This is a genomic window from Pseudomonas sp. GL-B-12 (assembly GCF_019955895.1).
Classification (GTDB): Bacteria; Pseudomonadota; Gammaproteobacteria; order Pseudomonadales; family Pseudomonadaceae; genus Aquipseudomonas.
In genome coordinates this window covers 1-23,683 of sequence record NZ_JAHBCX010000016.1, presented here as the reverse complement: position 1 = coordinate 23,683, position 23,683 = coordinate 1, and the positions used below count along the sequence as shown (strand labels likewise).

The following is a 23,683-nucleotide window of genomic DNA, read 5'->3' as shown; positions in this document are numbered from 1 at the left end:
ACTTCGGCACAACCCACAATATCTCGACGCTGCCGTCATCCAGGAAGTTGAGCGTCACGGACTAGAAAGTGTCGCGCTCTGGCCCACAGCAGTTTTTCATTGCTTTACATAACTGCCTGGCGCCGGCTCCAGAGGCGGGAATTTGTCATTCCCTATGTGCGCAACCGCTGGTTGGCGCTCGCCGGAGTGTCCCGCCAGCCAGTTGAACCAATCATTCCACCAGCTACCGGGTTGCTGCTCAGCATTCTTGAACCAGGTCTCCGGGTTTTTCGTGACCCGATTATTGGTCCAGTAATGGCGCTTCTGCTTGGCCGGTGGATTGATGACGCCGGCGATATGCCCTGAAGCTCCTAATACAAAACGCTTGGCCCCGGAGAGCAGGTTGGTGCTGGCGTAGGCGCTTTTCCAGGGCACGATGTGATCGTCATGGGTGGCGAGGATGTAAGCGGGAGCGTCAATTGCACGCAAATCAAGCTTGACCCCACAGCACTCCAGCTCGCCTGATTTCAAATCGTTCTGCAGATAGGTGTGGCGCAGATACCAGCAGTACATCGGCCCCGGAAGGTTGGTGCTGTCGTTGTTCCAGAACAGCAGATCAAGCGGGATCGGCTTCTGCCCCTTGAGGTATTTGTCGACGTTGTAGTTCCACCACAGTTCGTTGGGGCGCAGTAGGGAAAAGGTATTGCCCATGTCCTCACCACGAAACAGACCGATGGGACCATTCATGCCACCGATGGTGCGCTCTCGATAGGCCACCAGTTCTTCGTCGACGAATATGTCGATGGGACCGGTATCCAGGTAGTCAAGGAACGTGGTGAACAGGCTCACGCTGGCGATCTCCCTGTCGCCGCGTGCAGCAAGTACTGCCAGCGCCGTGCTCAGCAGGGTGCCGCCGATGCAGAAGCCCACACAATTGAGTCGCTGCTCGCCACTGATATCGCGGGTCACCTGCAAGGCGTCGATTACCCCGTGCTCAATCAGGTCATCCCAGGTGGTGCCGGCGTGTTCCTCGTCAAAGTTGCGCCAGGACATCAGGAATACAGGATGTCCCTGTTCCAGCAGGTGGCGGACCATCGAGTTGTCCGGGCGCAGATCAAGGATGTAGTACTTGTTGATCGACGGAGGTACGACGAATACCGGGTGTCGGTACTGGGTTTCGCTTTGCGGGTAGTACTGAATTAGTTGGAATAGGTGATTCTCAAAGACGATTTCGCCGGGGGTGTTAGCCAGATCGACGCCAACCTTGAAGGCGCCGCTATCACACTGGCGCATTTTGCCTTCGTTCATGTCGCTGGCCAGATGCTGCATACCTGTGAGCAGGCTGGCACCTTGAGTCTCAACCACACGCTGGAGCGCATCAGGGTTACTGACCAGGAAATTGCTTGGCGCACTGGCGGCAATGGCTTGCTCCACCAGATAGCGCAGGCGTTGGCGCGGTTTTTTTTCGTCGATCAGCAGCTTGTCGAGCAGTTTCAGGAGAAAGCTTGCGTTGAGCAGGTAAAACGCAGCGAGGGAGCCGAACAGTGGCGCGCTCCAGTTGCCGCTGGAGAAGCGTCGATCATCGAAGCTGAAGGGTTGGCCGGTCAGCAGTTTTTGGCCGAGTTGGCCCCATTGAACCTGGTAGTCCGCTTGAAGGCTGTCCAGGGTTTCGCGAGGCAACTCGAACCAGGCGCCGTGCTCATGCCCGGAAAACCACGGATTAGTGCTGACCCATAGACGTAATTGTTGCACTGCAAAGGAAGCGATGAACGGAACCTGGCCTGACCAATAGGTTTTGAATGTATGCGCGTTGTTGTCCATAAAGTTCCTTGCCCATACAGATGAGCCGGGCAGAAAAAAAGCCGCGCTTTGCCGGACTCCGGCGTAGCGACGGCAGGAATGCGGGCAGCGTTGTCTGACGCCAATCTGATGCGCGGAACAAGGGTCCCAAGTCCGCGCATGGGCTACTCAGATGCCGTTGGTTAGCGCTCGATAGCCAGGCCGACGCCTTGTCCGCCGCCGATGCACAAAGTGGCCAGCCCCTTCTTGCCGTCGCGACGGATCAGTTCGTGCACCAGCGACACCAGAATCCGTGCCCCCGATGCGCCGATCGGATGGCCAAGGGCGATCGCGCCGCCGTTGACGTTGACTTTGCTGGTGTCCCAACCCATCTCTTTGCCAACCGCCAGCGCCTGGGCGGCGAAGGCTTCATTGGCTTCGATCAGGTCCAGGTCCTCGACGCTCCAGCCGGCCTTTTGCAGGGTCAGGCGTGTAGCCGGGACCGGGCCGATGCCCATGATCGACGGGTCCACACCGGCGCTGGCATAGGCTTTGATCCGTGCCAGTACCGGAAGGCCGAGCGATTGTGCTTTAGCGGCGCTGGCCAGCAACAGCACGGCCGCACCATCGTTGAGGGTCGAAGCGTTGCCGGCGGTCACGCTGCCGTCTTTCTGGAATGCTGGTTTGAGTTTCGCCAAGGCTTGCGCAGTGCTGTCGATACGCGGCTGTTCGTCGGTGTCGAAGACCAGCGGTTCGCCCTTGCGCTGAGGAATCAGGATCGGGGTGATTTCGCTCTGGAAACGCCCGCCCTCAATGGCTGCGGCGGCCTTCTGTTGCGAGGCGGCAGCGAAGGTATCCTGTGCTTCACGAGAGATCTCGTACTTCTGCGCCAGATTCTCGGCGGTGATACCCATGTGATAGTCGTTGAAGGCGTCCCACAGGCCATCCTGGATCATGCTGTCTTGCAGTTGTGCATGGCCCATACGCAGGCCGGTGCGTGCCTTGGGCAGAACATAGGGGGCCAGACTCATATTTTCCTGGCCGCCAGCGATTACCAGTTCCGCGTCGCCGCAACGGATTGCCTGGACGGCGAGATGGACCGCCTTGAGGCCGGAGCCGCAGACCTTGTTCAAGGTCAGGGCAGGGGTGGTGTGTGGCAAACCGGCTTTGATCGCTGTCTGGCGTGCCGGGTTTTGCCCAGCGCCGGCAGTGAGTACCTGGCCGAGGATCACTTCATCAATTTGAGCAGCATCGATACCCGTCTGCTCCAGCAAGCGGCGAATCACTGCGGCACCCAGTTCGGTCGCGGGAATTGCAGACAAAGCACCCTGGAAACTGCCAATGGCGGTACGAGTAGCGGCAACGATTACGACTTCGTTCATGCGTGACCTCATCGAAAAGACAAAATTCGTCGAGCAAACCAGGGCATTCCTGCCCTGATCGGGGTTATTGCATGTTCATGCCGCCGTTTACCGAGAAATCGGCACCGGTGCTGTAGGCAGACTCATCGGAAGCCAGCCAGGCCACGATAGAGGCGATCTCTTCGGGTTGGCCAAGGCGACCGACCGGAGTTGCAGCGATCATGCCTTCGAGAATGTCCGGGCGAATTGCCGCGGTCATGGAGGTCTGGATGTAGCCTGGGGATACGGTATTGACGGTCACGCCCTTGCCGGAGACTTCCCGGGCCAGTGCCATGGTGAAACCATGGATGCCAGCCTTGGCGGCGGAGTAGTTGGTCTGGCCGAACTGGCCACGCTGACCGTTGATCGAGGAGATATTGATGATCCGCCCCCAGCCTTTGGACAACATGCCTTCAATGACCTGCTTGGTGGTGTTGAACAAGCCCGTCAGGTTAGTCCCGATCACGCTGTTCCAGTCTTCCGGGGTGAGCTTGCGAAAAGACGCGTCGCGGGTGATGCCGGCGTTGTTGACCAGCACATCGATCGGGCCGAATTGTTCACGAGCTATCTCGAAAGCCTTGCGGGTTGACTCCCAATCGGTGACGTCACCATAGATGAACTCGAATTCATAACCCGCCTCCAGTTGGCTGGCACGCCAGTCGTTCTTGCGGCTGGAATCAGAGCTGCAGCCGACGATTACCTTGAATCCTTCCTTGTATAGACGTTGGCTGATTGCCGTACCGATACCGCCCATACCACCCGTTACCAAAGCAATGCGACTACGCGATTCCATACATCTACTCCATTTTTTTTTGCGCTGCAGGAGAGAAGATTGTTCGATATCGACGGGCCGTGCGGAAGTGTTTGAAGGTGACGTTCTCCTGTCCATCGGTGCCACACGGGTGTTTTGGCCTGCTGGCAAAAAAATGAGGAGCACCCATACTGGGATCAACTCTTAAAACTCAATGGATAGTTAATATTACTGAAACACTGTTGAAATATGTTCAGCGCATGTCAGTATCGGCTCCGGACAGGATGTTCGGTTCCATTGGTCATTGAGGACGCCATGTATAGAATGAGTTCAGGTTATGCCAGCATGCTGGCGAATACGTTTTTGGCCCAAGGACTGGACCTTGCCGGTTTGTGCCAGGAGGCGGGACTGGATGTCGAGTTCGTGGGTAAACCAGGAGCATTCTGCGAGCGAAGCGTTATCTATCGTCTTTGGGACCTGGCTGCTCAGGCTTCGGATGATCTGAATATCGGTTTGAAAGCCTACGGGGAATTCCATCCCAGTAGTTTTCAGATCGTGGGCTACACGATGATGTCCAGTTCGAATCTGAAAAGGGCGCTTGAACGTCTGGTTCGTTTCAGCCCGTTGATTGGTACCGGATTCAGCCTTTTCCTTGTCCAGGAGCAGCAGCATTACCGATTGGCCAGTCTCGATCATCAGCAACATGGCTCGGTCAAACCCCGGCAATACACGGATGCAGCCTTGGCTTCGCTGCTGGGTTTCTGCCATTGGCTGGCAGGTGGCAAGTCACCGCAACCGTTGAGTGTGGAGTTCACTTATCCCGAACCTGAAGACACGTCGGAGCATCAGCGGCTTTTTGGCTGTCCGCTGAGTTTCGGGGCGGCATATGACAGCATCTTGTTCGATGGCCAGGAGCTTCTGAGTCCGTTGAGCATGGCCAACGAGGCGTTGGCCACACTCCATGACAGTTTTGCCGAGGCTCAATTGGACCTGTTGTCCGGTTACTTTATCGTTGGCAGGATTCGCGCGCTGATTACCGAGCGCTTGAGCCAGGGGCAAGGCCAAGGGCAATGTGATATGGAATCGATTGCGGCGGCACTGAATATCAGCAAGCGAACGCTTCAACGAGGCCTTGAGAAGGATGGCACGCAATTCAAGGACGTCCTGAACGATGTGCGCCGGCAGATGGCTGACTTCTATTTGCGCCATTCTCATTTCAACATGAAGCATGTGACTTCCCTGCTCGGCTTCCATGATCACAGCAGCTTCCATAAGGCATGCATCCGTTGGTTCGGTATGACCCCCGGTCAGTATCGAACCGACGAGTTGTCGCCTGTGGTCGAAAAAGTCGCGCGGGTCCGATCCATGAACCCCATCGGTCTGTACAGAGATCATAAGGTCGCAGGCTTCGCCGAACGGATGCACCGCTAATCCCTTGTGAAGTGTCATTGAGGCTTGGGACCTGTTGTACCTTTGCTCGCTTTGCGCTTCGGGGCTTTAACTACGATGGCGGGAGCGGGCAGTGGTGTGATCTGCGGCGACGGAGATGGCTCCGAAGGGGTCTCCTGCGGGATGACAACTGTTTCACTGGGTGGTTGGGTCAGGCTGAAGCCCGGCAGGGGGACTTCGAGCAACGCGTGCAGTTCACACCAGAATTCGCCTTCAGCTCCAACGGTCGCTAGCAGTTCAGGCATCAATTGCCCAACGGCTGTCAGGACCTGTTGGCGTTCCTTTGCCTCAGGTAGCAACAAGGGCAGGCTGCGCAAGCTTTCTTGCGGGTGGGCGAAAACCAGCAGGTTCTGCAATCGGATGGCTTCGCGCAGGGCAGTGGGCTCATTGCTGTAGTCCTGGACCAGCAGGTGCACCTGCTGGACCAGCTTCTCGATGCTTTCCTTGCCCGCCTTGTCGCTGTCGCGGCCCAGCAAAAACAGAATCCGCACCAATGCTTCCAGGGGGCCGCCATGAGGCAGCGCATCCTGCAGGCGTTCGATCAGGGCCTGGTCCAGCTGGTCGGCATGTGCCTGGAGATTTCGCACAGGCTTGTTGCTGGTGAGGGCACTCAGTGCGCCGTAAATACCGTAAAAACACAGCTCCTGAGTGGCGTCACGCACATCGCGATAAGCATTCAGGGCGTCTTGCATCTGGTTGGAAAACAACGCTTGCCAGGCCAGCAACGGGTTGTCTTTGCGTGCAGGATGACGATCACTGCTCACTTGGGAGGCGGTCCCGGCTAACCACCACAGCGCCGGATTCAGGCTGCTCCATAGCACTTGCTGCTGATTAAAGGGGTGCGTCCTGCGTATCAATTCGGCAATGGGCTCGTTGACTATCTGACGCAGCCACGGACGTATGAACCCGTCGTAAAACGCGCTGTTGATTTCAGAGGCGCGCTCCACCAGAGAGAATTCGCGATCGTCATCACGGGCCGGCTCGACGTCATCATGGATATCGGCGATTCGCCTTGATTCGAAGCGCACTCGGTATTGCATGTCATCGCTACCTGAGGAGGTTGGCAGATCGTCAATCAGCATTTCATACAGTCCCGCCGGCAGCGCCTTGATGGTTTCGACCGCGCCGAGCATCCCACGGTGTTCGCGCCGCGCCACTTTGCCGGAAACAAAAATACCTAGATGGCCGATGCTGGCGTGCCGCAGGTAGACGATGGTACGTCCTGCGTCATGCAAAGCGAGATCGCTGGGATAGGCATCGGCGATCCAGTTCATTGCCTGCTGCGGGGGGGTGATGTTGTCTCCGTAGGAGCAAAATACCACCACCGGTGCTTCGATACGTTTCAGGTCAATGCCGGTGCTCTTGCGGCCGAGTCCGCCGGACAACTGGTTGCCGATGAAAAGCTGATCGACAATCATCTCGATCTCTTCGCCATTAAGCAGGGTCGGGCTGCCCCACCAGCGTTCGAAGTCGAGGAAGCGCGCAGCCTCGCTGTCGACCTGGCTGAATAACTGGTAGTACTTGCCCCAATAGGTGTTGGCCGGGTCCAGGTTTTCGAAATTGCTGACCAGCCAGGTACCGTCGAAACGGTCATTGCCCAGGTCGCTGCCCAGGCGAGCCATCCAGCCGCCACCCAGCAGGCCACCGGTATAGCGCATCGGATTGCGTCCATTGACACCGGCCCAGTATGACAAGGGGGCACCATTGATAATGATCAATCCCGGCAGTTCCGGTCGTTTTGCCGCCAGTCCCATCAAGGCCCAGCCGGCCTGGCAGTTACCGACGATGATCGGCTTGCTGCTGGTCGGGTGAAGGGCGCTGACGACTTCGATGAACCGGGCCTGGGCTTCGACGATATCGGCCAGGGTTTGTCCAGGCTGTGGTGAGTGACTGAAAGAGATGAAATAGGTGGGGTGGCCGGCTCTGAGGCTTTCACCTAATACCGAATCCTGTTTGAAGCCGCCGATTCCGGAGCCGTGGCCGCCGCGTGGGTCAATGATGATCACCGGCTGGCCGTTGCTGTCGATTCTTTGCTCTGGTCCGGGGAGGATTTGCAGCAGTGAATAGTTGACCGGTCGTGGGAGGTCGGAGCCGGCGATCAGGGTTTCATGATCGAACTTGAGCAGCAGTGGATACCCGGCGCGTTCATGGGCCAGCGTATTGTCGCCGCGCTGGCGCAGGGTGTCCCAGAACAGCAGGCTGCGTTGGCCGAGGTCGGTGAAGTATTCCTGCCAGTCAGTGGGCGTGGGTTGTCTGAGTTGACCCCGCTTCAGGGGCGCGAGAGTTTTTTCCTGGCGCTGGCGCAAAGCATCAAGGACGTTCAGGGTGTTGAGGTGCTGCAGATGACTCAGGTGTTCGAACAGGCCGCGTTGAGAGGAGGCTTTTTCATATTGCGATGCAATAATATCTTCCTGGCCCATGGTGATCTCCTGGCGTTATGCATGAGAAGCAGTTGCCTGCGCCTCTTTAATAAAGAGGGCTTGGCTGGCTGTTCGATGTTAGGAGTCTATAGCGAATAGAGGCAGGAGAAGAAATATTTTTGTGCACCGCACAAAAAATTATTGCTAAACGGATTTGTGCGCTGCAATATTAAGGCTAACGCGATGACCGGCAGGATCGCTATCGCGTCCTCAGGCCCATGTCGGCTTTTCAGAATCAGGAGATTCAAGCATGTCTTTTTTTAACTCGGAAAAATTGCAAGACGCTCAGAAAGCCAACCTAGACCTCCTGCAGCAAATCAGCGGCAAAATCTTCTCCAGTGTTGAACAGTTCAGCCAATTGCAGTTCAAGACATTGCAGGCCTCCACCGAGGAGCAGTTCGACGGCTTTCGCAAGCTGCTGGCAGTCCGTGATCTACAAGGACTCGCTGAGCTCCAGACTTCTTTCACCCAGCCAAATGTGCAAGCCGAACGCCTGGCTGAGTTCAATCGCCAAGTGCAAGCGTTGATTGTCGGCACTCACTCGGAAATCGCCAAACTGACCTCGCGTCAGGTCGAGGTGGGCACCCAGCAGGTGCAAGAGTTCGTTGAAGTGATCAGCAAGAATGCACCGGCTGGCTCCGAGCCTGTTGTGGCCGCGTTCAAGTCGTCGCTGGCGAATGCCGGTACCGTTTTTGAAAGCGCACAGAACGCCGTAAAACAGGCTGCTGACGTTGCCCAGAGCGGTTTTGACGCAGCGACCGCCGCAGCCGGCAAAACCGCTCCTGGTGCCAAGGCTACAAGCGGTAACAAGTAAGTCACATTAGAGCGGTTACACTGATGGCGATGGGTTTACTCCCCATCGCCATTTTTTTTCGGCCCGCCACCGGCACCTGGCTTGCCTGGTGGCATGCCGCCGAACAGGCCGAAGAGGTTCTGAGTGTTCAGGTAGAGGTTTTTTGACTGGTCGACATACTGGCGCATCAAATCCTGCATGACCGGTGCTTGCTGGTGCATGAACTTGCTCCAGGCTTCAGAGGACTGAGCGCCGGTCTGGGACTGGATGTCGATGACCGTCTGGATGCTTTTATCCAGGTAGCTGCCGAGGACACTCTGGTAGGGACCGTAGAACTGGATAATCCCCATGAGCATCTCACTGGAGAATATCGGCTCACCGCCACTTTCGGCTTCCAGAATGACCTGCAGCAAAATACTTCGGGTCAGATCCTCGCCAGTCTTGGCGTCGACCACCTCGAACGGGATTTTATCGACGACCAATTGGCGTATATCCGCAAGGGTCAAATGACTGCTGGTGTGCGTGTCATACAGACGGCGATTCGGGTACTTCTTGATCAGATGGGTGGTGTTCCGACTGTTATCTGTCATGCGGGGCTACTCACAGCAAGCCTGATTTGCAGGCATCTTATCTTACTCTGACCACTGCCACTCCAATGCGTCGCCTCACGCGGCACGCGCTGGGTGGTCAGCGTAAGAACTTTCTTCATCTTTTTAGTGCTGAGCTTGCGAGGCTGGCCACTTCTAGGCAGGTTCGTTCAATCCCTCAAGACCCGCCTCCGGATAGCGCTTTCGCCATTTGAACACCACAGGTTCTGAGATCTGGGCTGATTGCTGATGTCTCTGGGCGTTAATCCAACACCCTGTGCACCTGTTCCTGCGTTGGCGAAGCAAAACTGAGCAAACAGGGCGCGCTTCTGTGATCGCCACATAGGTTAGCGTGGGGGGAGGGTGATGTCTGGCCAAACACCATCGCCTTCGTTCGTCCTTTCGGTCGCGGTAGGAATGGCACCCCCAGCACAGGCGACATCCCGATCGACGGTGACTTTACGCACTTTGAGTTGCCGCTCAGCGTGACTATGCTCAGGACCAATCGCCAGTAGTCTTTTTTGTGGGGATGCGCCATGGGACAAAACCCCTGGTTTCGAAAGAAGCCAGGGGTTTTGTGTTTTTGGAGTTTGAATTTCGGCAAATAAGAGACAAGAGCATCTACCGTACAAGCGGTAATCAAGCCAATCCGGCTGTTAGACTGCTCAAACTCTTCGAACGGAATCGACATCATGCTCCATCCTCCCGCCAGCTTTCGCGGCGCAGCCAAGCTCATCGCGGCTGTGTCGATAGTTGCCATGTCATCACTGGCCCTCGCATCCGCCCCTGCAACTTTTCCCGACGCTGAAGCCAGTGATCCGGCCAAACTCGGCTGGATGGCAGGTTCGCCACCCCCCGCTGATCGCACCGTGCGTTTTGAAGACGGCAGCTATTTCCAGTTTCCGGCAATGCGCTGGAGCGTTTCGAATTTCCGGCAACTGATGCCGACGATCAACGTTTCACGCGGCCTGGGTGCTCCGGTTCCACTGGAGATAGCACTACGCAAAGATATCGACGGGATCAGTTTTGTCCCCCTTGGCGCCAAGGCGCCGATGACCTGGGAGCAATCCCTCGCGGCCACTTACACCGATGGCATTGTGGTGATGCACCGCGGGAAAGTTGTCTACGAACGTTACTTCGGCGTGTTGAAGCCGGACGGCCAGCACGCCGCGATGTCTGTGACCAAGTCTGTGATCGGCACGCTGGGCGCCATGTTGGTGGCGCAGGGGCGCATCGATACTGACAAGCGGGTTGCCGAATATGTGCCGGAGCTGACGGATTCTGCGTTTGGGAGTGCGACAGTGCGGCAGGTACTCGACATGACCACGGGCCTCAAATACAGCGAAGACTACGCGAATCCGGATGCCGAAGTCTGGGCCCATGCCAAGGCAGGTAACCCGTTGCCCAAACCCAAGGGTTATGACGGCCCTCGCAGTTACTACGAGTTTTTGCAGACGGTGCAACCGCAAGGTGAGCACGGCAAAGCGTTTGCCTACAAGACCGTCAACACCGACGTGTTGGGCTGGGTCATTGCCCGTGCTACCGGTCGCAATGTTGCACAACTGCTGTCGGAGAACATCTGGAGCCGGTTGGGTGCCGAACAGGACGCCTATTTCACCGTGGACTCCATCGGCACGCCGTTTGCCGGTGGTGGCCTGAATACGGGGTTGCGGGATCTGGCTCGTTTTGGCGAGATGCTGCGTAACGGCGGTCGGTTCAACGGTCAGCAGATCGTGCCGCAGGCAGTGATCGACGATATCCGTGGCGGCGGTGATAAACAGGCTTTCGCCAAGGCGGGATACACATTGCTCAAAGACTGGAGTTACCGGTCGATGTGGTGGGTGACGGGCAAGGAGGGCGGGGCGTTCATGGCGCGTGGGGTCCATGGGCAGCGTATCTATGTCGACCCGAAGGCCGAAATGGTCATCGTCCGCTACGCATCCCATCCGGTGGCCAGCAACTCGGCCAATGATCCCGTCACTTTGCCGGCGTTTGATGCACTGGCTGAATTTCTGAACAGGAAGGAACACCCATGATCACCACCACAACCCACTCCATTGAGGGTCGGCAAATTACCGCCTATCTGGATATCGTCAGCGCCGAGTCGGTGCAAGGGATCAACGTTGTCCGCGACGTGTTTGCCGGGATGCGCGACTTTTTCGGTGGGCGCTCCCAGACTCTGGAGCGAGCGTTGAAGGAAGCACGCATTCAGGCCACCGAAGAGATCAAGGAGCGGGCGCAGGCGCTTCAGGCGGACGCGGTAGTCGGGCTTGATTATGAGATCAGCATGCCGGCCGGCAAGGGTGGGATGGTCGTGGTGTTTGTGACGGGGACTGCGGTCAAGTTGCGGTGAAAGGTGAGAAGCCATTCGTCGGTCACGGGGAAATCCGAACGGCAGGTCCGTTAGTGACCGGCTAGTCTCAAAAACCTTGGCGATCGATATTTCTCCAGGCAAAGGGCTTGCCGATGTCGATCGCGCGTGTTGAAAGGGGTGAAGAGATGGCTGATCCGTATATCGAGGACGATGGCGCAGAATTTCCGATCAACAATTCCGTGCGGTGTGGTCAGACCCAGTATGTGGCCAGTTTCGGCGAGGACCAGACTGAGGTCGACAAGATCAAGACCAGGGCGTGCCGGGCATTGAAGGGCAAATTTTTACCCAAGGTGACAGCGCCGGTCAGGAAGTAACCGAACGTTAGGCAGACCCCGTTATAGAGCGGGTTTTTTCATGTCTGAAAAGTTTTATGACAATTTTTTAAAGATGCTGATCTTTCACAAACTTTTCACAGATCCCTCCGTAATCTCGACTCATCCGTTAGAAAGCAACACCTGGCCCGTTTCCCCAGCGGGCTTTTTTTTGTCCGTCATAAAACCTTTTTCAAAAATGCTGTCCAACCGTCGCCAATCGCGAAGTTGGACCGGCGTGCTGGACTTTATCCGCGCAAAAGCATTCAATCTCGCCCCCTTTTTGTGTACCCCTATTTTTTGAGGTTTTTGTCATGCGTTTAACACTGCCTGCTCTGGTTCTGGGGCTTCTGGTTGCTCAAGGTGCAATGGCTGGTGACGGCACTGCCGCGCTGGGCGGTGGCTTGGGCGGCGCGTTGGGTAACGTGGTCGGCCAGAAAATGGGCGGCAGCACTGGCGCAGCGATTGGTGCGGGCGTGGCTGGCGCGGCGGGCAGCGCAGTTGCCGCCAAAAAAGGTCATCGCACCAGCGCTGCTATCGGTGGCGGTGTCGGCGCGGCCGGTGGTTCGGTGATCGGCAATAGCCTTGGCGGCAAGTCCGGTGCCACTATCGGTGCAGGCCTGGGCGGTGCATTGGGTGGCGGCGTAGGCAGCAACCTGGCCAATGGTCACAAGCGTCACTGATCCTGATTGAGCATTTAAAAGAGCCCGGCCATCGTGACTTATACCCTAAAGGTACATAGTTCTGAGAGCGGGGCCCAAAGGTCTAGCAGATGTCGGCTTTCGAGCATCATATCCTTTCGATGTAGAAATACATCGTAAGACATCGCTACTCCTGAGCGCCGATGGCAACGTCGGCGCTTTTTTATGCATGGTCCACATTCCTAGTCATAGCCCTGACCCCTACTTGGGGTTGTGCCGAGATATGGCAAAAATTAGGACATTCGCTCTATAACACAATGAATTACAAGGTAATTTTTAGATTATTACTTTCTGCTCACCCGCCGTTTGGCTAGATGTCTACTTCAGCGCCAAGGCCAGGCCGGGGTCCATGGCTTACTATAATTTAGTGTAGGGGGACCGTCGGAGGTGGCGCTATGCGTATCTTCAAGCAACTCCTGCTCTTGGTCGCGGGGCTTCTGGCAAGCAGCCTCTCCCTGGAGGCAATCAGCGGTGGCGGCCTCGGTCAAAATCCTCACCCGGCCGTTCTGGTCAGTGGGCAGCCACAGCAATGCGGGCAATTCCACCATTTCCACGGGGGCCCGTTTCATATGGAAAACCGGCATTTCGTGCCAATGCACAACCGGCATTTCGTACCAATGCACAATCGGCATTTCGTGCCAATGCACAACCGGCATTTCGTACCAATGCACAACCGGCATTTCGTACCAATGGATAACCGGCACTTCATACCGATCCACCGGATGAACAGCTTCGAGGTGATCAGAGGGTCCGGGTTCAGCGATCAGCCCTTCGGTTCCAGGCACGTTCACTTTGTGCGCCAGTTCGATCCGCGGACGGGGCAGTTTCTGATTCGGGAATTTGTCTGGTGAAGCATGCCGCTCTAGAGAACTGAGCAGCAACAACTCACACCATCCGTTCCTGGCGCAATACCTCACCCATGGCTTGCAACGCCCAGGTCAGGTGCTGGCGCCCATCCGCTGGGCATTGGGCAATAACAAATTTCGACCATTTAGCGCTCAGATTTTGATTACATACGAAGCTGGATCACGGTATAGCTTTCGCAATGGCCAGACAAAAAAATACCCCTCGGAGAGGGGTATTGAAGCAGGAATGTTAATAAGCCCATTAACTATGTATTCCCAAGCGTGGGGAATAACTTGATGCCGGGCTTTTTCATATATGAACGTTTCACGCCGCAGCAGCTCAAATCTTCCAAACCCCTGAAAAATGTGAGGCGTGCCATGAACCCAAAAACCAACGGCAAGAAAACCGCAAGCCTGAGTGCTCGACGATTGATGTTGCCTGCGATTATTTTTGGATGGCTGGTCTCTCAGGCGGCGCTGGCGGGAGGTAATGGAGATGCCGCCGTGGGCGGTGGTCTTGGTGGGGTGTTGGGCAATGTTGTCGGTGGCCAGGTGGGTGGCAGCACGGGGGCAGCGATTGGCGCGGGTGTCGGCGGAGCGGCCGGTAGCGCCATTGCCGCACCCAAGCACAGTCGCACCGAGGCGGCGGTAGGCGGTGGTTTGGGCGCGGCGGGTGGATCGGTGGTCGGCAACAGTCTTGGCGGTTCGACCGGATCGGCCATCGGTGCCGGTCTTGGCGGTGCAGCCGGCGGTGCGGTCGGCAATGATCTGGGGAGTGACAGCGGTCATTCCCATTCCGGTAACGGTTATAAACACTCGAACAAGCACCACAAAAAGCATCACTAGTTGAGCGAGGCATCCCATGACTGCGAAAAGCGAAGGCAAGGAAGAAAAGGGCCCGAGCGGACTGCCATCTATCAACGATCCCGGCAATGAAGATCCGGGATCGCTGATGGATGATGCGACAGTGCCGCTAAATGACGCTGATGATGCGGGCGATGTGGGGAATATCGAGTTTGAAGATGAGGAAGAGGACGAAGATTGATCGAGTCGTGTTGGTGGATTGACCGGTTGTCTAGCTGATCGAGCGTGTCCATCGCCCGGTCCTCGATATGTAGTGGTCTGAGTCTGCGTGATGTAAGTATTGGTTTGGAGGTTTTGGAGAGGGCACATTGGGCTCACCCTCATCAACCTTTGCCTCACCCACCCCATCTGGCGCCGAGCCCCCTGCCTTGTTCGCCAGTGGACAGTTCCCGCTCAACCTCATCGGATCCACCCACCCCGTCGGGTTCCGGGTGTACCGATACGGGTTCAACCCTCCGGCCAACTTGACCGGATCCGGTGTCAGATAACGACCGATGTCCGGATGGTAGTAGCGATGCCGGTTGTAGTGCAGGCCGGTCTCAGAGTCAAAGTATTGCCCCGGAAACCGTAGCGGCTGTTCGAGTCGTTCGCCGTCGCCGTGGTTCACTTCGCGGAGTTTGCCGTGGGCGGTGTATTTGGCCGACCAGACGATGGCGCCGCCGTAGCTGGTCAGTTCCTGCGGGGTGCCGAGGTGGTCGAGTTGGTAGTAGAACGGGCAGGTGTCTGCCCGGCCTTTGCCGTCGAGTAGCGCCAGCGGGCGAAAACTGCCGGGTTCGTAGACGTAGCTGCGGTAGTGCCGGGGGCCGCTTTCGGCGATGAGTTGGTCGCCTTGCCAGAAGAATTGCGTGGTCTGGCCATCGACGGTTTTGCCGATGCGCCGGCCGAAGGCGTCGTAGCGATAGCTGACACTTTTACCGTCCGGGGTGCTGATGCCGATCAGGCGGTGCTGGCTGTCGTAGGTGTATTCGGTGATTTTGCTCGGCATACCGCGGCGTTCGCGAATCAGGTTGCCGAAGGCGTCGTAGTCGTAGTGGCTGTCGTAACGGCGGCGCAGACGGTTGCCCTGGAGCACGCACGGGCCGGGGCGGTCGTGGATCAGCAGGTTGCCGGCCGGGTCGTGGGTGAAGTTCTCCGCGAACTGGTCGCGGGCGTGGCGTACGCCGGTCAGGCGGTCGAGTGCATCGTATTGATAGTGGCGTTGACCGTGACGGCTGTCGGCAATCTGCAGGAGATTGCCCTTGGCGCTGTAGGCATACTCGCGGCGGTAAAGCGGTCGTTGCTTTTGGCTGACGGCATGGGCCTGCAAACGGCCCTGCTCGTCGTAGGCATAATCGCTGAGCAGTAGGCCCTGTTGGCGTTGCTGTTCGCGCCCGCCGACAAAACGATGGCTGGTCAGGCGCGTACCGTTGAGGTCGATGGCAGTCAGGGCACCGCCCCGGGCATGGTGGTAATCGAGCACGCAGCCGTCCGGCAGGCGCAGGCGCTTGAGCCGACCGCAGAGGTCGTATCCGTAACGCAGGGTGCTCCAGCCCTGATGCTCGGTGATCAGCCGGTCCTGGGGGTCGTATTCGAACTCCAGCGGATGGTCCTGGCCGTCATCGACGCTGACCAGCCGCCCGAGGCTGTCGTAGCGGTACTCGACCTCGATCCCGTCGGGCAGGGTCTTGAGCAATAAACGTCCGGCGCTGTCGCGTTGGTACAGCGTGACAAGTTGCGAACCGTCGTTGCCAAACTCGGTTTTCTCCAATAACTGGCCATTGCCGTCATAGGCATACGCGGTACGACGGCCATCGAAGCCGGTTTCCTGTCGGATCAATCCGCCTGGCGTGTAGTCCAGCCGGTAGGTATCGCCGACCTCGTTTTCGATTTCGGTGAGCAACAATTGCGCATGGTCATAGCGGTACTTCAGCGCGCGGCCTTCGGGGTTGATCCGGCGGCTGACCAAGGGCAGGTCGTCGGCGTATTCGTAACGGGTCACCCGTCCCAGTTCGTCGGTTTCGGCGGTGACCTGGCCGTTCGCGTTGTAGCGATAGGCGCGGTGGGCGCCGGTGGGCAGCGTGGTCCGGGTCAGTCGGCCCACCGCGTTCCACTTATAACCGGTGATGGCACCGTGTTCGTCCTGCCGGGTAATGCGCCGGCCGAAGGCATCGTAGGAAAAAGTGCGCTGAGCACCGTCCGGCAGGGTCTCCTCCAGCAATTGCCCCAAGGCGTTCCAGACAAACCGGTGACCGCTCTGATCGGGGAAACGGATCGTCAGCAAACGCCCCTGCGGGTCGTAGAAATAGCGGGTGATCTGCCCGTCTGGATCGGTGATGGCAGTGATGTCGCCCTGGGCATTGCGCTGGTAGGTCCACGTCGCCTGACCCTGGGTACGGGTGTGCAGCAAACCGTGGCGATACTCGCAGGACGTGGGCGCCGCATCCGGCGCAAACAGCGCGATCAGCCGACCGACTTCGTCATAATGGTATTCGGTGATGGCGCCGAGGGCGTCCTGCTCGGCGATCAGACGGCCCCGATCGTCATAAGCCTTGTGCTGCTCACCGCCGTCTAGCCCAACCTGGCGCACCAGTCGCGCGCGGTCGTCATGAACGTAAACCTCATCGCTACCGTCGGCGTTGTTCACCGTCACGCAGCCTTGATCGTCCCAGACGTAATGCGCCTCCATCTGCGCAAACGAAGCCCAGTGACGAATGCAGCGGGCGGCTTTGCCGGAGCGTTCCCACGCCCAGAAAAAACTCGCGCCGCCGGCCAGTTGCCGTTGCAGGATGACGTGTTGCTCGTCGTAGTCGTAGCGCTCGCTTTCACCCGCCGCGTTGGTTGCCTCGATCAAACGCTGGCGGGCGTCGTAGCGGTAGCTGGCCAGTGTCTGCTCGGTGCGCCAGGTGGACGCCTCGGGGTCGCTACGCTGAAACACCTGATAGTCGATGGCCACCAGGTGCTTGAGCTCGTAACGCAGCAACAAGGCGCGGTCGGCGCCATTGTCCAGGCGCTGAATCCGGTCAAAGTGGTCCCGCTGCACCGTCAGGCGGTTGCCGTAGGCGTCGCTGATCGCGCTGAGCCGGCCGTTATGAAAGTGGTAGAACAGCGCGCGGTCGCCGGCCAGGGCGAGGATCAGTTCGTCCGGCTCCTCGCCGAGGTAAATCGCCGCCCGCGAGAGGTTGTTGTGGATCATCGGGCGCTCCGCCGTCGGCCGTGGAAAGGACGTGCGGCGGTTTTCGGGGTCGATCCACAGCACCCGCTCGCCGTGGAGTTCCAGGTGCTGGGACAGCGAATGGCTCCAGCCAAAACCGAGGCCGCTGTCGAGCTCGACGGCACTGGTGCGATAGACGCGGCTGAAGTCGAACGGCAAGATCCCGTCGAGGGTGCCGTCGGTGAGTGTCAGCAGTTTTTCGCCGGTTACCATCGACACCGAGCAGTTGTGGGTGGCAGTGCGCTCGACGGTGTCGGCGCTGTCGCCGTTGGGGTTTTTCGCCTGTCTGGACGCGTCGTCATGGTGTTCATGCTTGCCGGAGCGAAGTGTCAGAGGGCCGCTGACGGGGCATGCCAATACCTTTTGGGGATCGAACATCTGCAGTCTTTCGCTTGGCGGAATGTGGAGCGCAAAACTCTGCGGGGGATCGGCAAGGAAAGAAGTCGGGAAAGGTGGCGCTTGCTGTAGGGCGATTCGCTAAATCACGAAGGGCCATTCGGCGTCGATCGGGATTTCCTCGTTGCTCTAAGCCGGCGGCGCTCGCTATGCTGCTGAACCCTTTAATCCATTCGGGCATCGGCTGTACCTGAGCTGCCCGGGATGCCTTGGAAAACGGATCAGATGCAATGAATGCACCACTGAAAGCATTCGGCCCGATCAAGGCCGTGATTTTCGATATGGACGGCTTGTTGCTGGACACAGAGGGCATCTACACCGAAGTCACGTCCATCATTGCCGCGCGTTACGGCCGGACGTTCGACTGGAGCATCAAACAAAACATCATTGGCCGGGGCGCGGGCGATCTGGCGCGCTATGTGGTTGAGGCGCTGGACTTGCCGATTACCGCCGAAGAGTTCCTGGTGATCCGCGATCCGCTGATGCGCGAGCGTTTTCCTACAGCGCAAGCGATGCCCGGCGCACAGGAACTGGTACGGCATCTGAAGGCCAACAACATTCCCATTGCCGTCGGCACCAGTTCTTCGAGCCAGTCGCTCGGCCAGAAAACTACCCTGCATCGCGACTGGTTCGCCTTGTTCGACTTCATCGTCACCGCCGATGACCCCGAGGTGGGCGCGGCTAAACCGGCACCGGATATTTTCCTGGCGGCGGCGCGGCGTCTGGGCGTTGCGCCCGGGGATTGCCTGGTGTTCGAGGATTCGCCCTTTGGTGTCACCGCGGCGAAAGCGGCGGGGATGACGGCGATTGCGATTCCGGATGCGGCAATGGCCGACGTCAGGTACGCACACGCCGATGGCATTCTTCGTACGTTGAAGGCGTTTGTGCCGAGTGCTTTTGGTTTGCCGGCGCTGGAATGGGCCTAGCTAAAAAGACGGGTCGACACTGGCAAATGTGGGAGCGAGCCTGCTCGCGAAAGCGGTGTTTCAGACAACATCAACGTGTCTGATACTCCCTCTTCGCGAGCAGGCTCGCTCCCACGGTTATTGCAGTTGGCTGACACGCATCAGGCGCCGAATCCACCGTCGATGGTCAGGCTGGCTCCCGTGATGTAGCCGGCTTCAGGGCTGACGAGGTAGGCGACGAAGCTGGCGATCTCTTCGGCCTTACCGTAACGGCCAACGGCCATCAATGGGATCAGGCTTTCCGCAAAGTCACCGTTGGCCGGGTTCATGTCGGTGTCGACCGGGCCGGGTTGCACGTTATTGATGGTGATGCCTTGCGGGCCGAGATCACGGGCCAGGCCTTTGGTCAGGCCGACCAGTGCCGACTTGCTCATGGCGTACGGGCCACCACCGGCGAAGGGCATGCGATCGGCGTTGGTGCTGCCGATGTTGATGATGCGTCCGCCTTCGGTCATGTGTTTGGCGGCGGCCTGGGTGGCGATGAATACGCTGCGCACGTTGATGGCCAGGGTCTGGTCGAAGTCCTCCAGTTTGAACTCAGCCAGCGGTGCGACGGCCAATACACCTGCATTGTTGACCAGGATATCCAGGCGACCGAAGGCTTCTACCGTGGCGGATACGGCACCGCGGATGGCGTCGGCGTCGGCGCTGTCGGCCTTGATGGCCAGGGCCTTGCCGCCCTTGGCGGTGATGCTGTCTTGCAGTTCTTCGGCCTTGGCCGTGGAGCTGACATAAGTGAAGGCAACAGTCGCGCCTTCAGCAGCCAGGCGCTTGACGATGGCTGCGCCGATGCCGCGGGAACCACCTTGAATCAATGCCACTTTGCCGCTGAGGTTCTGAGTAGTCATGTCGATCTCCAAGTCCCGAGGCGAGATGTCCCGGTTGATGGAGCCTAGTATCGATTCAGGATTACCTGCTGTGTAGACCATAATTGCGATAGTCTGTGTAAACCAAAAGTTTATAGTGGCGCCTATGGAAACCTTCAGCAGTATCGAATGCTTTGTGCGCAGCGCCGAGGTCGGCAGCTTTGCCGAAGCCGCGCGGCGCCTGAGCCTGACACCGGCGGCGGTGGGCAAGAGCGTCGCCAAGCTCGAGGCGCGTTTGGGCGTCAGACTGTTCCAGCGCAGCACTCGCAGCCTGACCCTGACGGAAGCCGGTCAGTTGTTTCTCGGAGAAGTCAGCGGCAGCCTGCACACGATCCAGAATGCCGTGGCCAATCTTGCCAGCGCCGGAGGGCAGCCGGCGGGCACCTTGAAAGTCAGCATGGGGACGGTATTCGGCTGCTTGTACATTGTGCCGATGCTCGGCGAGTTTCTGCGGCGATTCCCGGCGATCAACCCGGACTGGCATTTCGACAACCGCCAGGTCGATCTGATCGGGCAGGGTTTCGACGCGGCAATCGGCGGTGGCTTCGAATTACCCCAGGGCGTGGTGGCACGCCGGCTGAGTCCGGCGCATCGGGTGTTGGTGGCGACGCAGGACTACCTGGAGACACATGCGACGATCAGCGAGCCGGATGACCTCAAGCACCATGACGGGATTCTGATCCGCTCGCCGCAAACCGGTCGGGTGCGCTCCTGGCAGTTGACTCATCGCAATCAGCAACACAGCCCGTTGACGCTCAAGGCGCGGATGACCATGAGCGATTCCGAGGCCGCCTGCGCCACGGCCGCGCAAGGTCTGGGCATTGCGCTGGTGAGCATGCCGTTTGCCGCGGGCTATCTGGAGTCGAGCAGGTTGCAGCGGGTGTTACCGGACTGGTACATCGATGACGGCTACACCTCCATCTATTACGCCGAACACAAACTGCTGCCGGGTAAGACCCGGGCGTTTGTCGAATTCGTCATTGAGCAGTTTGCCGAGCGGGGGTTGGGGCAGAGGTTTAGTGCGGTTTGAGGCAGGCTCAAGACCGAGGCGCTGCATTCGCGAGCAAGCCCGCTCCCACATTTGATCTGTTGTGAACACAGTATCTGTATTCAACGGAGATCCAGTGTGGGAGCGGGCTTGCTCGCGAAGGGGGCACCGCGGTCTACCGGGCGAACCGCGCCGGCCAGCCAATGATGTTTTTCGGCCGTGGCGTCGCATAAGTCCGCACTTTCGACGTCGACAACCCCAGTCGCACCATGGCCTCGGCAATGGTCACCGCCGCCGTCACCCCATCCACCACCGGTACCCCGGTACGCCGGCGAATCTGCTCGTCCAGCCCGGCCATGCCGCCACAGCCCAGGCAAATCACTTCGGCTTTGTCCTGGGTCACCGCCAGTTCGGCCTGATGCACGATAGCCTCCAGTGCGCGCTGCGGTTCGTGCTCCAGTTCCAGCACGGCCAAACCACTGGCCCGTACCGAGGCGCAACGGTCCCAGAGGCCGGAGAGCTTGAGGCGATCTTCGATCAGCGGCACGGTGCGGTCGAGGGTGGTGACCACGGAATAGGCGTGACCGAGAAACATCGCCGTGCTGGCGGCGGCATCGGTGATGTCCACCACCGGCACATTGAGCAGTTCCTGCAAGCCTTCACGGCCGTGCTCGCCGTAGCCGGCCTGGATCACGGCGTCGTATGGCTGGTCATAGGACATTACCCGGTCCATGACCGCGATGGCTGCCAGGTAACTCTCGAAATTGCCTTCGATGGAGTCGGCGCCGAAGTGCGGGGTGAGGCCGACGATTTCCGTGCCGGGCGACGCGACGGCCTGCGCCGAGCGGGCGATGGCCTGGGTGATGGATTCGGTGGTGTTGACGTTGACCACGAGAATGCGCATGGGAAGTCCTTATTGCAGTTGGTTCTGCGGCCCGACAACGCCGGGCTGCGACAGGATCAGTGGCTGACGTTGTCGACCGCGATGGCTTCGCCGCTGACATCGGTGTAGAGCGGTTGGCGCTTGGCGATGATCAGGTAGAGCATCCCGGCGATGCCGGCACCAATCAGCCAGGAGAACGGCGATACACTGTGAAACCCCGGCACCAGGGCCAGGACGATGGCGATCAACGCTGCAGGAATGAACGCCGCCACGGCGCGCAAATTGACCCCGCGACTGTAGTAATACGCGCCGTTCGGGTCTTCGCTGTACAACTGCGGCACGTTGACCTGGCCTTTTCGCACCAGCCAGTAGTCGACCATGATCACCCCGTACAACGGGCCGAGCAGGGCACCGAGGCCGGACAGGAAATACACGATCACCAGCGGACTGTTGTAGAGGTTCCACGGCAGGATCAGCACGGCGATGGTCGCGCTGATCAGCCCGGCGCGACGGAAGGTCAGGTACTTGGGCGCCAGGTTGCTGAGTACGAACGCCGGGGCGACGAAGTTGGCCATGATGTTCACCGCCACGGTGACGATCAGGAATGCCAGGCAGCCGAGCACCAGGAAGAAGGTATTGGGGATCGAGGCGATGATTTCGGTCGGGCTTTCGATGATCCGGCCATTGATCTGAAATTGCGCGCCGCACAGCAGGACCGTGATGCTGGCGAACACCAGGATATTCACCGGCAAGCCCCAAAAATTTCCGACCTTGATGGTTTTACGGCACGGTGAAGAGCGGGCGAAGTCGCAGAAGTTGAGGATCAAGGTGCCGTAGATCGCCAGCCACAATGCGCCACCGGCAAAGATGTTGCGCCACATCTCACCGCCAGTCAGCGGCTCACGGATCGACCAGGCAATGGTCGCATCGGCCTGGGTGTACATCCACGCGGCGAGGGCGGCGACGGTCAGCAGAATCACCGGGCCGGCAAATGCCTCGTAGCGCCGCACCATCTCCATGCCATAGGCAAGGATCGCCAGTTGCACGAACCAGATCGCGACGAAACACACCCAGCCCAGGGTCGACAGGCCGAGGATCGAGTCGTGGTCGTAGTCGGCGAACCCGGGATGGACCGCCGTCAACAACACGCGAAAAACCACGGACGCAAGGTACGTCTGAATACCGAACCAGGCGATGGCGATAACGGCGCGGATCAACGCAGGAATCTGCGCACCGTGAATACCGAAACTGATCCGGCTGATGACCGGAAACGGCACCCCGGTTTTCTGGCCCATGTAGCCAGACAGGTTCATGAAGAAGTAAACCAGCGCCGCACCGATCCCCAGGGACAGCAGGATCTGCCAGCCACCCAGACCCAAAGCGTACAGACCGATGGCAAACGAGTAGTTGGCAATGTTGTGAACGTCGTTGGTCCACAGGGCAAAGATGCTGTAGCGGCCCCAGCGCCGACCTTCGGACTTGGTCGGTGCCAGGTCCTTGTTGTGCAGTCGGGGGCTGAGCACCACGGGGGTGTGATGCGCCTGATTCTCGGCGGTGTGGGTGGTATGGGAAGAGGGTAGATCCAGCTCGATGTTGTTATTAGAGAGACTAGTACGCATTCCGGCAGGCTCCTGATGCTCGACGCCGCGATGACTGTGCATGAGCGTTGGCTCGACAAATCTTCGTCGCGGGTGGCGAATATCATTGGTTACGGGGCATCTGCAGCCTGTACGGGATAGGGCGCTTCAGGCTTGCGGATCTAAAGTGTGTGTATGTTTTGATTTGATTGTATACAAAACATGTATGCACTAAAGCCAGATCTGTGCCAGTCGCGATTCTATAAAAACCAGTGCTCATTTCGTTTTGTTATCGATAACGGATAACTGACTGAAAAATAGAAAATTTAAATTGACCGATTGAACAGGTATTTATTTTTGGAGAAGGGATGCAGGCGAGGTGACGGGAAAGGAGATGTAACTTTTTGGGGCGCTGAAACTAAAAGTGCACACACAAATGGCACCGATGGTGACATTCGTGTGTACACATTTTTTGTGGGCTGACACATACCAATGTGGGAGCGGGCTTGCTCGCGAAGGCGGTGTATCAGTCAGTAAATGCATCGACTGACACGACGCCTTCGCG

General features: G+C 58.4%; 21 protein-coding genes and 1 pseudogene. 11 read left to right on the top strand and 11 right to left on the bottom strand.

Features of this window, described 5'->3' with window-relative positions; translation table 11 throughout:
- Positions 1–96: 96 nt before the first annotated feature.
- From phaC to phbB, 3 genes are all read right to left on the bottom strand, one after another.
- Positions 97–1,800: a class I poly(R)-hydroxyalkanoic acid synthase gene (gene phaC, locus KGA85_RS10280; protein ID WP_223459045.1), complete on the bottom strand. Its 1,704-nt coding sequence runs from the start codon at positions 1,798–1,800 to the stop codon at positions 97–99.
- 161 nt (positions 1,801–1,961) lie between these two features.
- Positions 1,962–3,140 (bottom strand): acetyl-CoA C-acetyltransferase, encoded by a 1,179-nt coding sequence (locus tag KGA85_RS10275; protein WP_223459043.1) that lies wholly within the window; start codon positions 3,138–3,140, stop codon positions 1,962–1,964.
- 64 nt (positions 3,141–3,204) lie between these two features.
- Positions 3,205–3,951 (bottom strand): acetoacetyl-CoA reductase, encoded by a 747-nt coding sequence (gene phbB, locus KGA85_RS10270; RefSeq protein WP_223459041.1) that lies wholly within the window; start codon positions 3,949–3,951, stop codon positions 3,205–3,207.
- A gap of 273 nt (positions 3,952–4,224) precedes the next feature.
- Between phbB and KGA85_RS10265 the strand changes: the two genes are divergently transcribed.
- On the top strand, positions 4,225–5,340 hold the full coding sequence (locus KGA85_RS10265) for an AraC family transcriptional regulator (protein WP_317848710.1): 1,116 nt from the start codon (positions 4,225–4,227) through the stop codon (positions 5,338–5,340).
- A 14-nt stretch (positions 5,341–5,354) separates the two neighbouring features.
- Here KGA85_RS10265 and KGA85_RS10260 read toward each other — a convergent pair whose 3' ends face one another.
- Positions 5,355–7,778 carry a DUF3141 domain-containing protein gene (locus tag KGA85_RS10260; protein WP_223543092.1) on the bottom strand — a complete coding sequence of 808 codons (2,424 nt, stop codon included), beginning with the start codon at positions 7,776–7,778 and terminating at the stop codon, positions 5,355–5,357.
- A 250-nt stretch (positions 7,779–8,028) separates the two neighbouring features.
- Between KGA85_RS10260 and phaP the strand changes: the two genes are divergently transcribed.
- Complete coding sequence (gene phaP / locus KGA85_RS10255; protein ID WP_223459035.1) at positions 8,029–8,592, top strand: TIGR01841 family phasin; 564 nt, start codon at positions 8,029–8,031, stop codon at positions 8,590–8,592.
- A gap of 35 nt (positions 8,593–8,627) precedes the next feature.
- Here phaP and phaR read toward each other — a convergent pair whose 3' ends face one another.
- Both phaR and KGA85_RS10245 read right to left on the bottom strand, forming a co-directional pair.
- Positions 8,628–9,161, bottom strand: coding sequence for a polyhydroxyalkanoate synthesis repressor PhaR (phaR, locus tag KGA85_RS10250; protein ID WP_223459033.1), 534 nt, complete (start codon positions 9,159–9,161; stop codon positions 8,628–8,630).
- A 59-nt stretch (positions 9,162–9,220) separates the two neighbouring features.
- Positions 9,221–9,427: pseudogene (locus tag KGA85_RS10245) on the bottom strand (helix-turn-helix domain-containing protein); the annotation flags it as partial.
- 423 nt (positions 9,428–9,850) lie between these two features.
- Between KGA85_RS10245 and KGA85_RS10240 the strand changes: the two are divergent.
- The 5 genes from KGA85_RS10240 (at position 9,851) to KGA85_RS10220 (ending at position 12,526) form a co-directional block, all read left to right on the top strand.
- On the top strand, positions 9,851–11,194 hold the full coding sequence (locus KGA85_RS10240) for a serine hydrolase domain-containing protein (protein WP_223543091.1): 1,344 nt from the start codon (positions 9,851–9,853) through the stop codon (positions 11,192–11,194).
- Positions 11,191–11,511 (top strand): YbjQ family protein, encoded by a 321-nt coding sequence (locus KGA85_RS10235; RefSeq protein ID WP_223459029.1) that lies wholly within the window; start codon positions 11,191–11,193, stop codon positions 11,509–11,511. Before KGA85_RS10240 ends, KGA85_RS10235 begins: the two co-directional genes overlap by 4 nt.
- A 146-nt stretch (positions 11,512–11,657) precedes the next feature.
- The gene (locus tag KGA85_RS10230; RefSeq protein WP_223459071.1) at positions 11,658–11,846 is read left to right on the top strand and encodes a hypothetical protein; all 189 of its coding nucleotides are present in this window, start codon (positions 11,658–11,660) and stop codon (positions 11,844–11,846) included.
- A 40-nt stretch (positions 11,847–11,886) separates the two neighbouring features.
- The gene (locus KGA85_RS10225) at positions 11,887–12,147 is read left to right on the top strand and encodes a hypothetical protein (protein ID WP_223459027.1); all 261 of its coding nucleotides are present in this window, start codon (positions 11,887–11,889) and stop codon (positions 12,145–12,147) included.
- Positions 12,148–12,157: 10 nt separating this feature from the next.
- A complete protein-coding gene (locus KGA85_RS10220) occupies positions 12,158–12,526 on the top strand; it encodes a hypothetical protein (RefSeq protein WP_007988063.1) in 369 nt (122 codons plus the stop codon).
- Positions 12,527–12,867: 341 nt separating this feature from the next.
- Here KGA85_RS10220 and KGA85_RS10215 read toward each other — a convergent pair whose 3' ends face one another.
- Positions 12,868–13,428, bottom strand: a complete 561-nt coding sequence (locus tag KGA85_RS10215; RefSeq protein ID WP_223532874.1) for a hypothetical protein — start codon at positions 13,426–13,428, stop codon at positions 12,868–12,870.
- 339 nt (positions 13,429–13,767) lie between these two features.
- Between KGA85_RS10215 and KGA85_RS10210 the strand changes: the two genes are divergently transcribed.
- Together KGA85_RS10210 and KGA85_RS10205 are read left to right on the top strand one after the other, a co-directional pair.
- Complete coding sequence (locus tag KGA85_RS10210; RefSeq protein WP_223535448.1) at positions 13,768–14,235, top strand: glycine zipper domain-containing protein; 468 nt, start codon at positions 13,768–13,770, stop codon at positions 14,233–14,235.
- 16 nt (positions 14,236–14,251) lie between these two features.
- Positions 14,252–14,434 carry a hypothetical protein gene (locus tag KGA85_RS10205; RefSeq protein ID WP_046042925.1) on the top strand — a complete coding sequence of 61 codons (183 nt, stop codon included), beginning with the start codon at positions 14,252–14,254 and terminating at the stop codon, positions 14,432–14,434.
- Between the two features lie 30 nt (positions 14,435–14,464).
- On the opposite strand, the gene KGA85_RS10200 is transcribed toward KGA85_RS10205, so the two are convergent.
- The gene (locus KGA85_RS10200; protein WP_317850331.1) at positions 14,465–17,821 is read right to left on the bottom strand and encodes an RHS repeat-associated core domain-containing protein; all 3,357 of its coding nucleotides are present in this window, start codon (positions 17,819–17,821) and stop codon (positions 14,465–14,467) included.
- A gap of 248 nt (positions 17,822–18,069) precedes the next feature.
- Here KGA85_RS10200 and KGA85_RS10195 point away from each other — a divergent pair, with 248 nt between their 5' ends.
- Positions 18,070–18,765: an HAD-IA family hydrolase gene (locus tag KGA85_RS10195; RefSeq protein ID WP_223543090.1), complete on the top strand. Its 696-nt coding sequence runs from the start codon at positions 18,070–18,072 to the stop codon at positions 18,763–18,765.
- 140 nt (positions 18,766–18,905) lie between these two features.
- Here KGA85_RS10195 and KGA85_RS10190 read toward each other — a convergent pair whose 3' ends face one another.
- On the bottom strand, positions 18,906–19,652 hold the full coding sequence (locus tag KGA85_RS10190; RefSeq protein ID WP_223459018.1) for a 3-oxoacyl-ACP reductase family protein: 747 nt from the start codon (positions 19,650–19,652) through the stop codon (positions 18,906–18,908).
- Positions 19,653–19,776: 124 nt separating this feature from the next.
- Here KGA85_RS10190 and KGA85_RS10185 point away from each other — a divergent pair, with 124 nt between their 5' ends.
- The gene (locus KGA85_RS10185; protein WP_223532870.1) at positions 19,777–20,700 is read left to right on the top strand and encodes a LysR family transcriptional regulator; all 924 of its coding nucleotides are present in this window, start codon (positions 19,777–19,779) and stop codon (positions 20,698–20,700) included.
- Between the two features lie 133 nt (positions 20,701–20,833).
- Here KGA85_RS10185 and KGA85_RS10180 read toward each other — a convergent pair whose 3' ends face one another.
- Positions 20,834–21,562 (bottom strand): aspartate/glutamate racemase family protein, encoded by a 729-nt coding sequence (locus KGA85_RS10180; RefSeq protein ID WP_223459014.1) that lies wholly within the window; start codon positions 21,560–21,562, stop codon positions 20,834–20,836.
- A gap of 56 nt (positions 21,563–21,618) precedes the next feature.
- The gene (locus KGA85_RS10175) at positions 21,619–23,160 is read right to left on the bottom strand and encodes an NCS1 family nucleobase:cation symporter-1 (RefSeq protein ID WP_223543089.1); all 1,542 of its coding nucleotides are present in this window, start codon (positions 23,158–23,160) and stop codon (positions 21,619–21,621) included.
- Between the last annotated feature and the right edge of the window lie 523 nt (positions 23,161–23,683).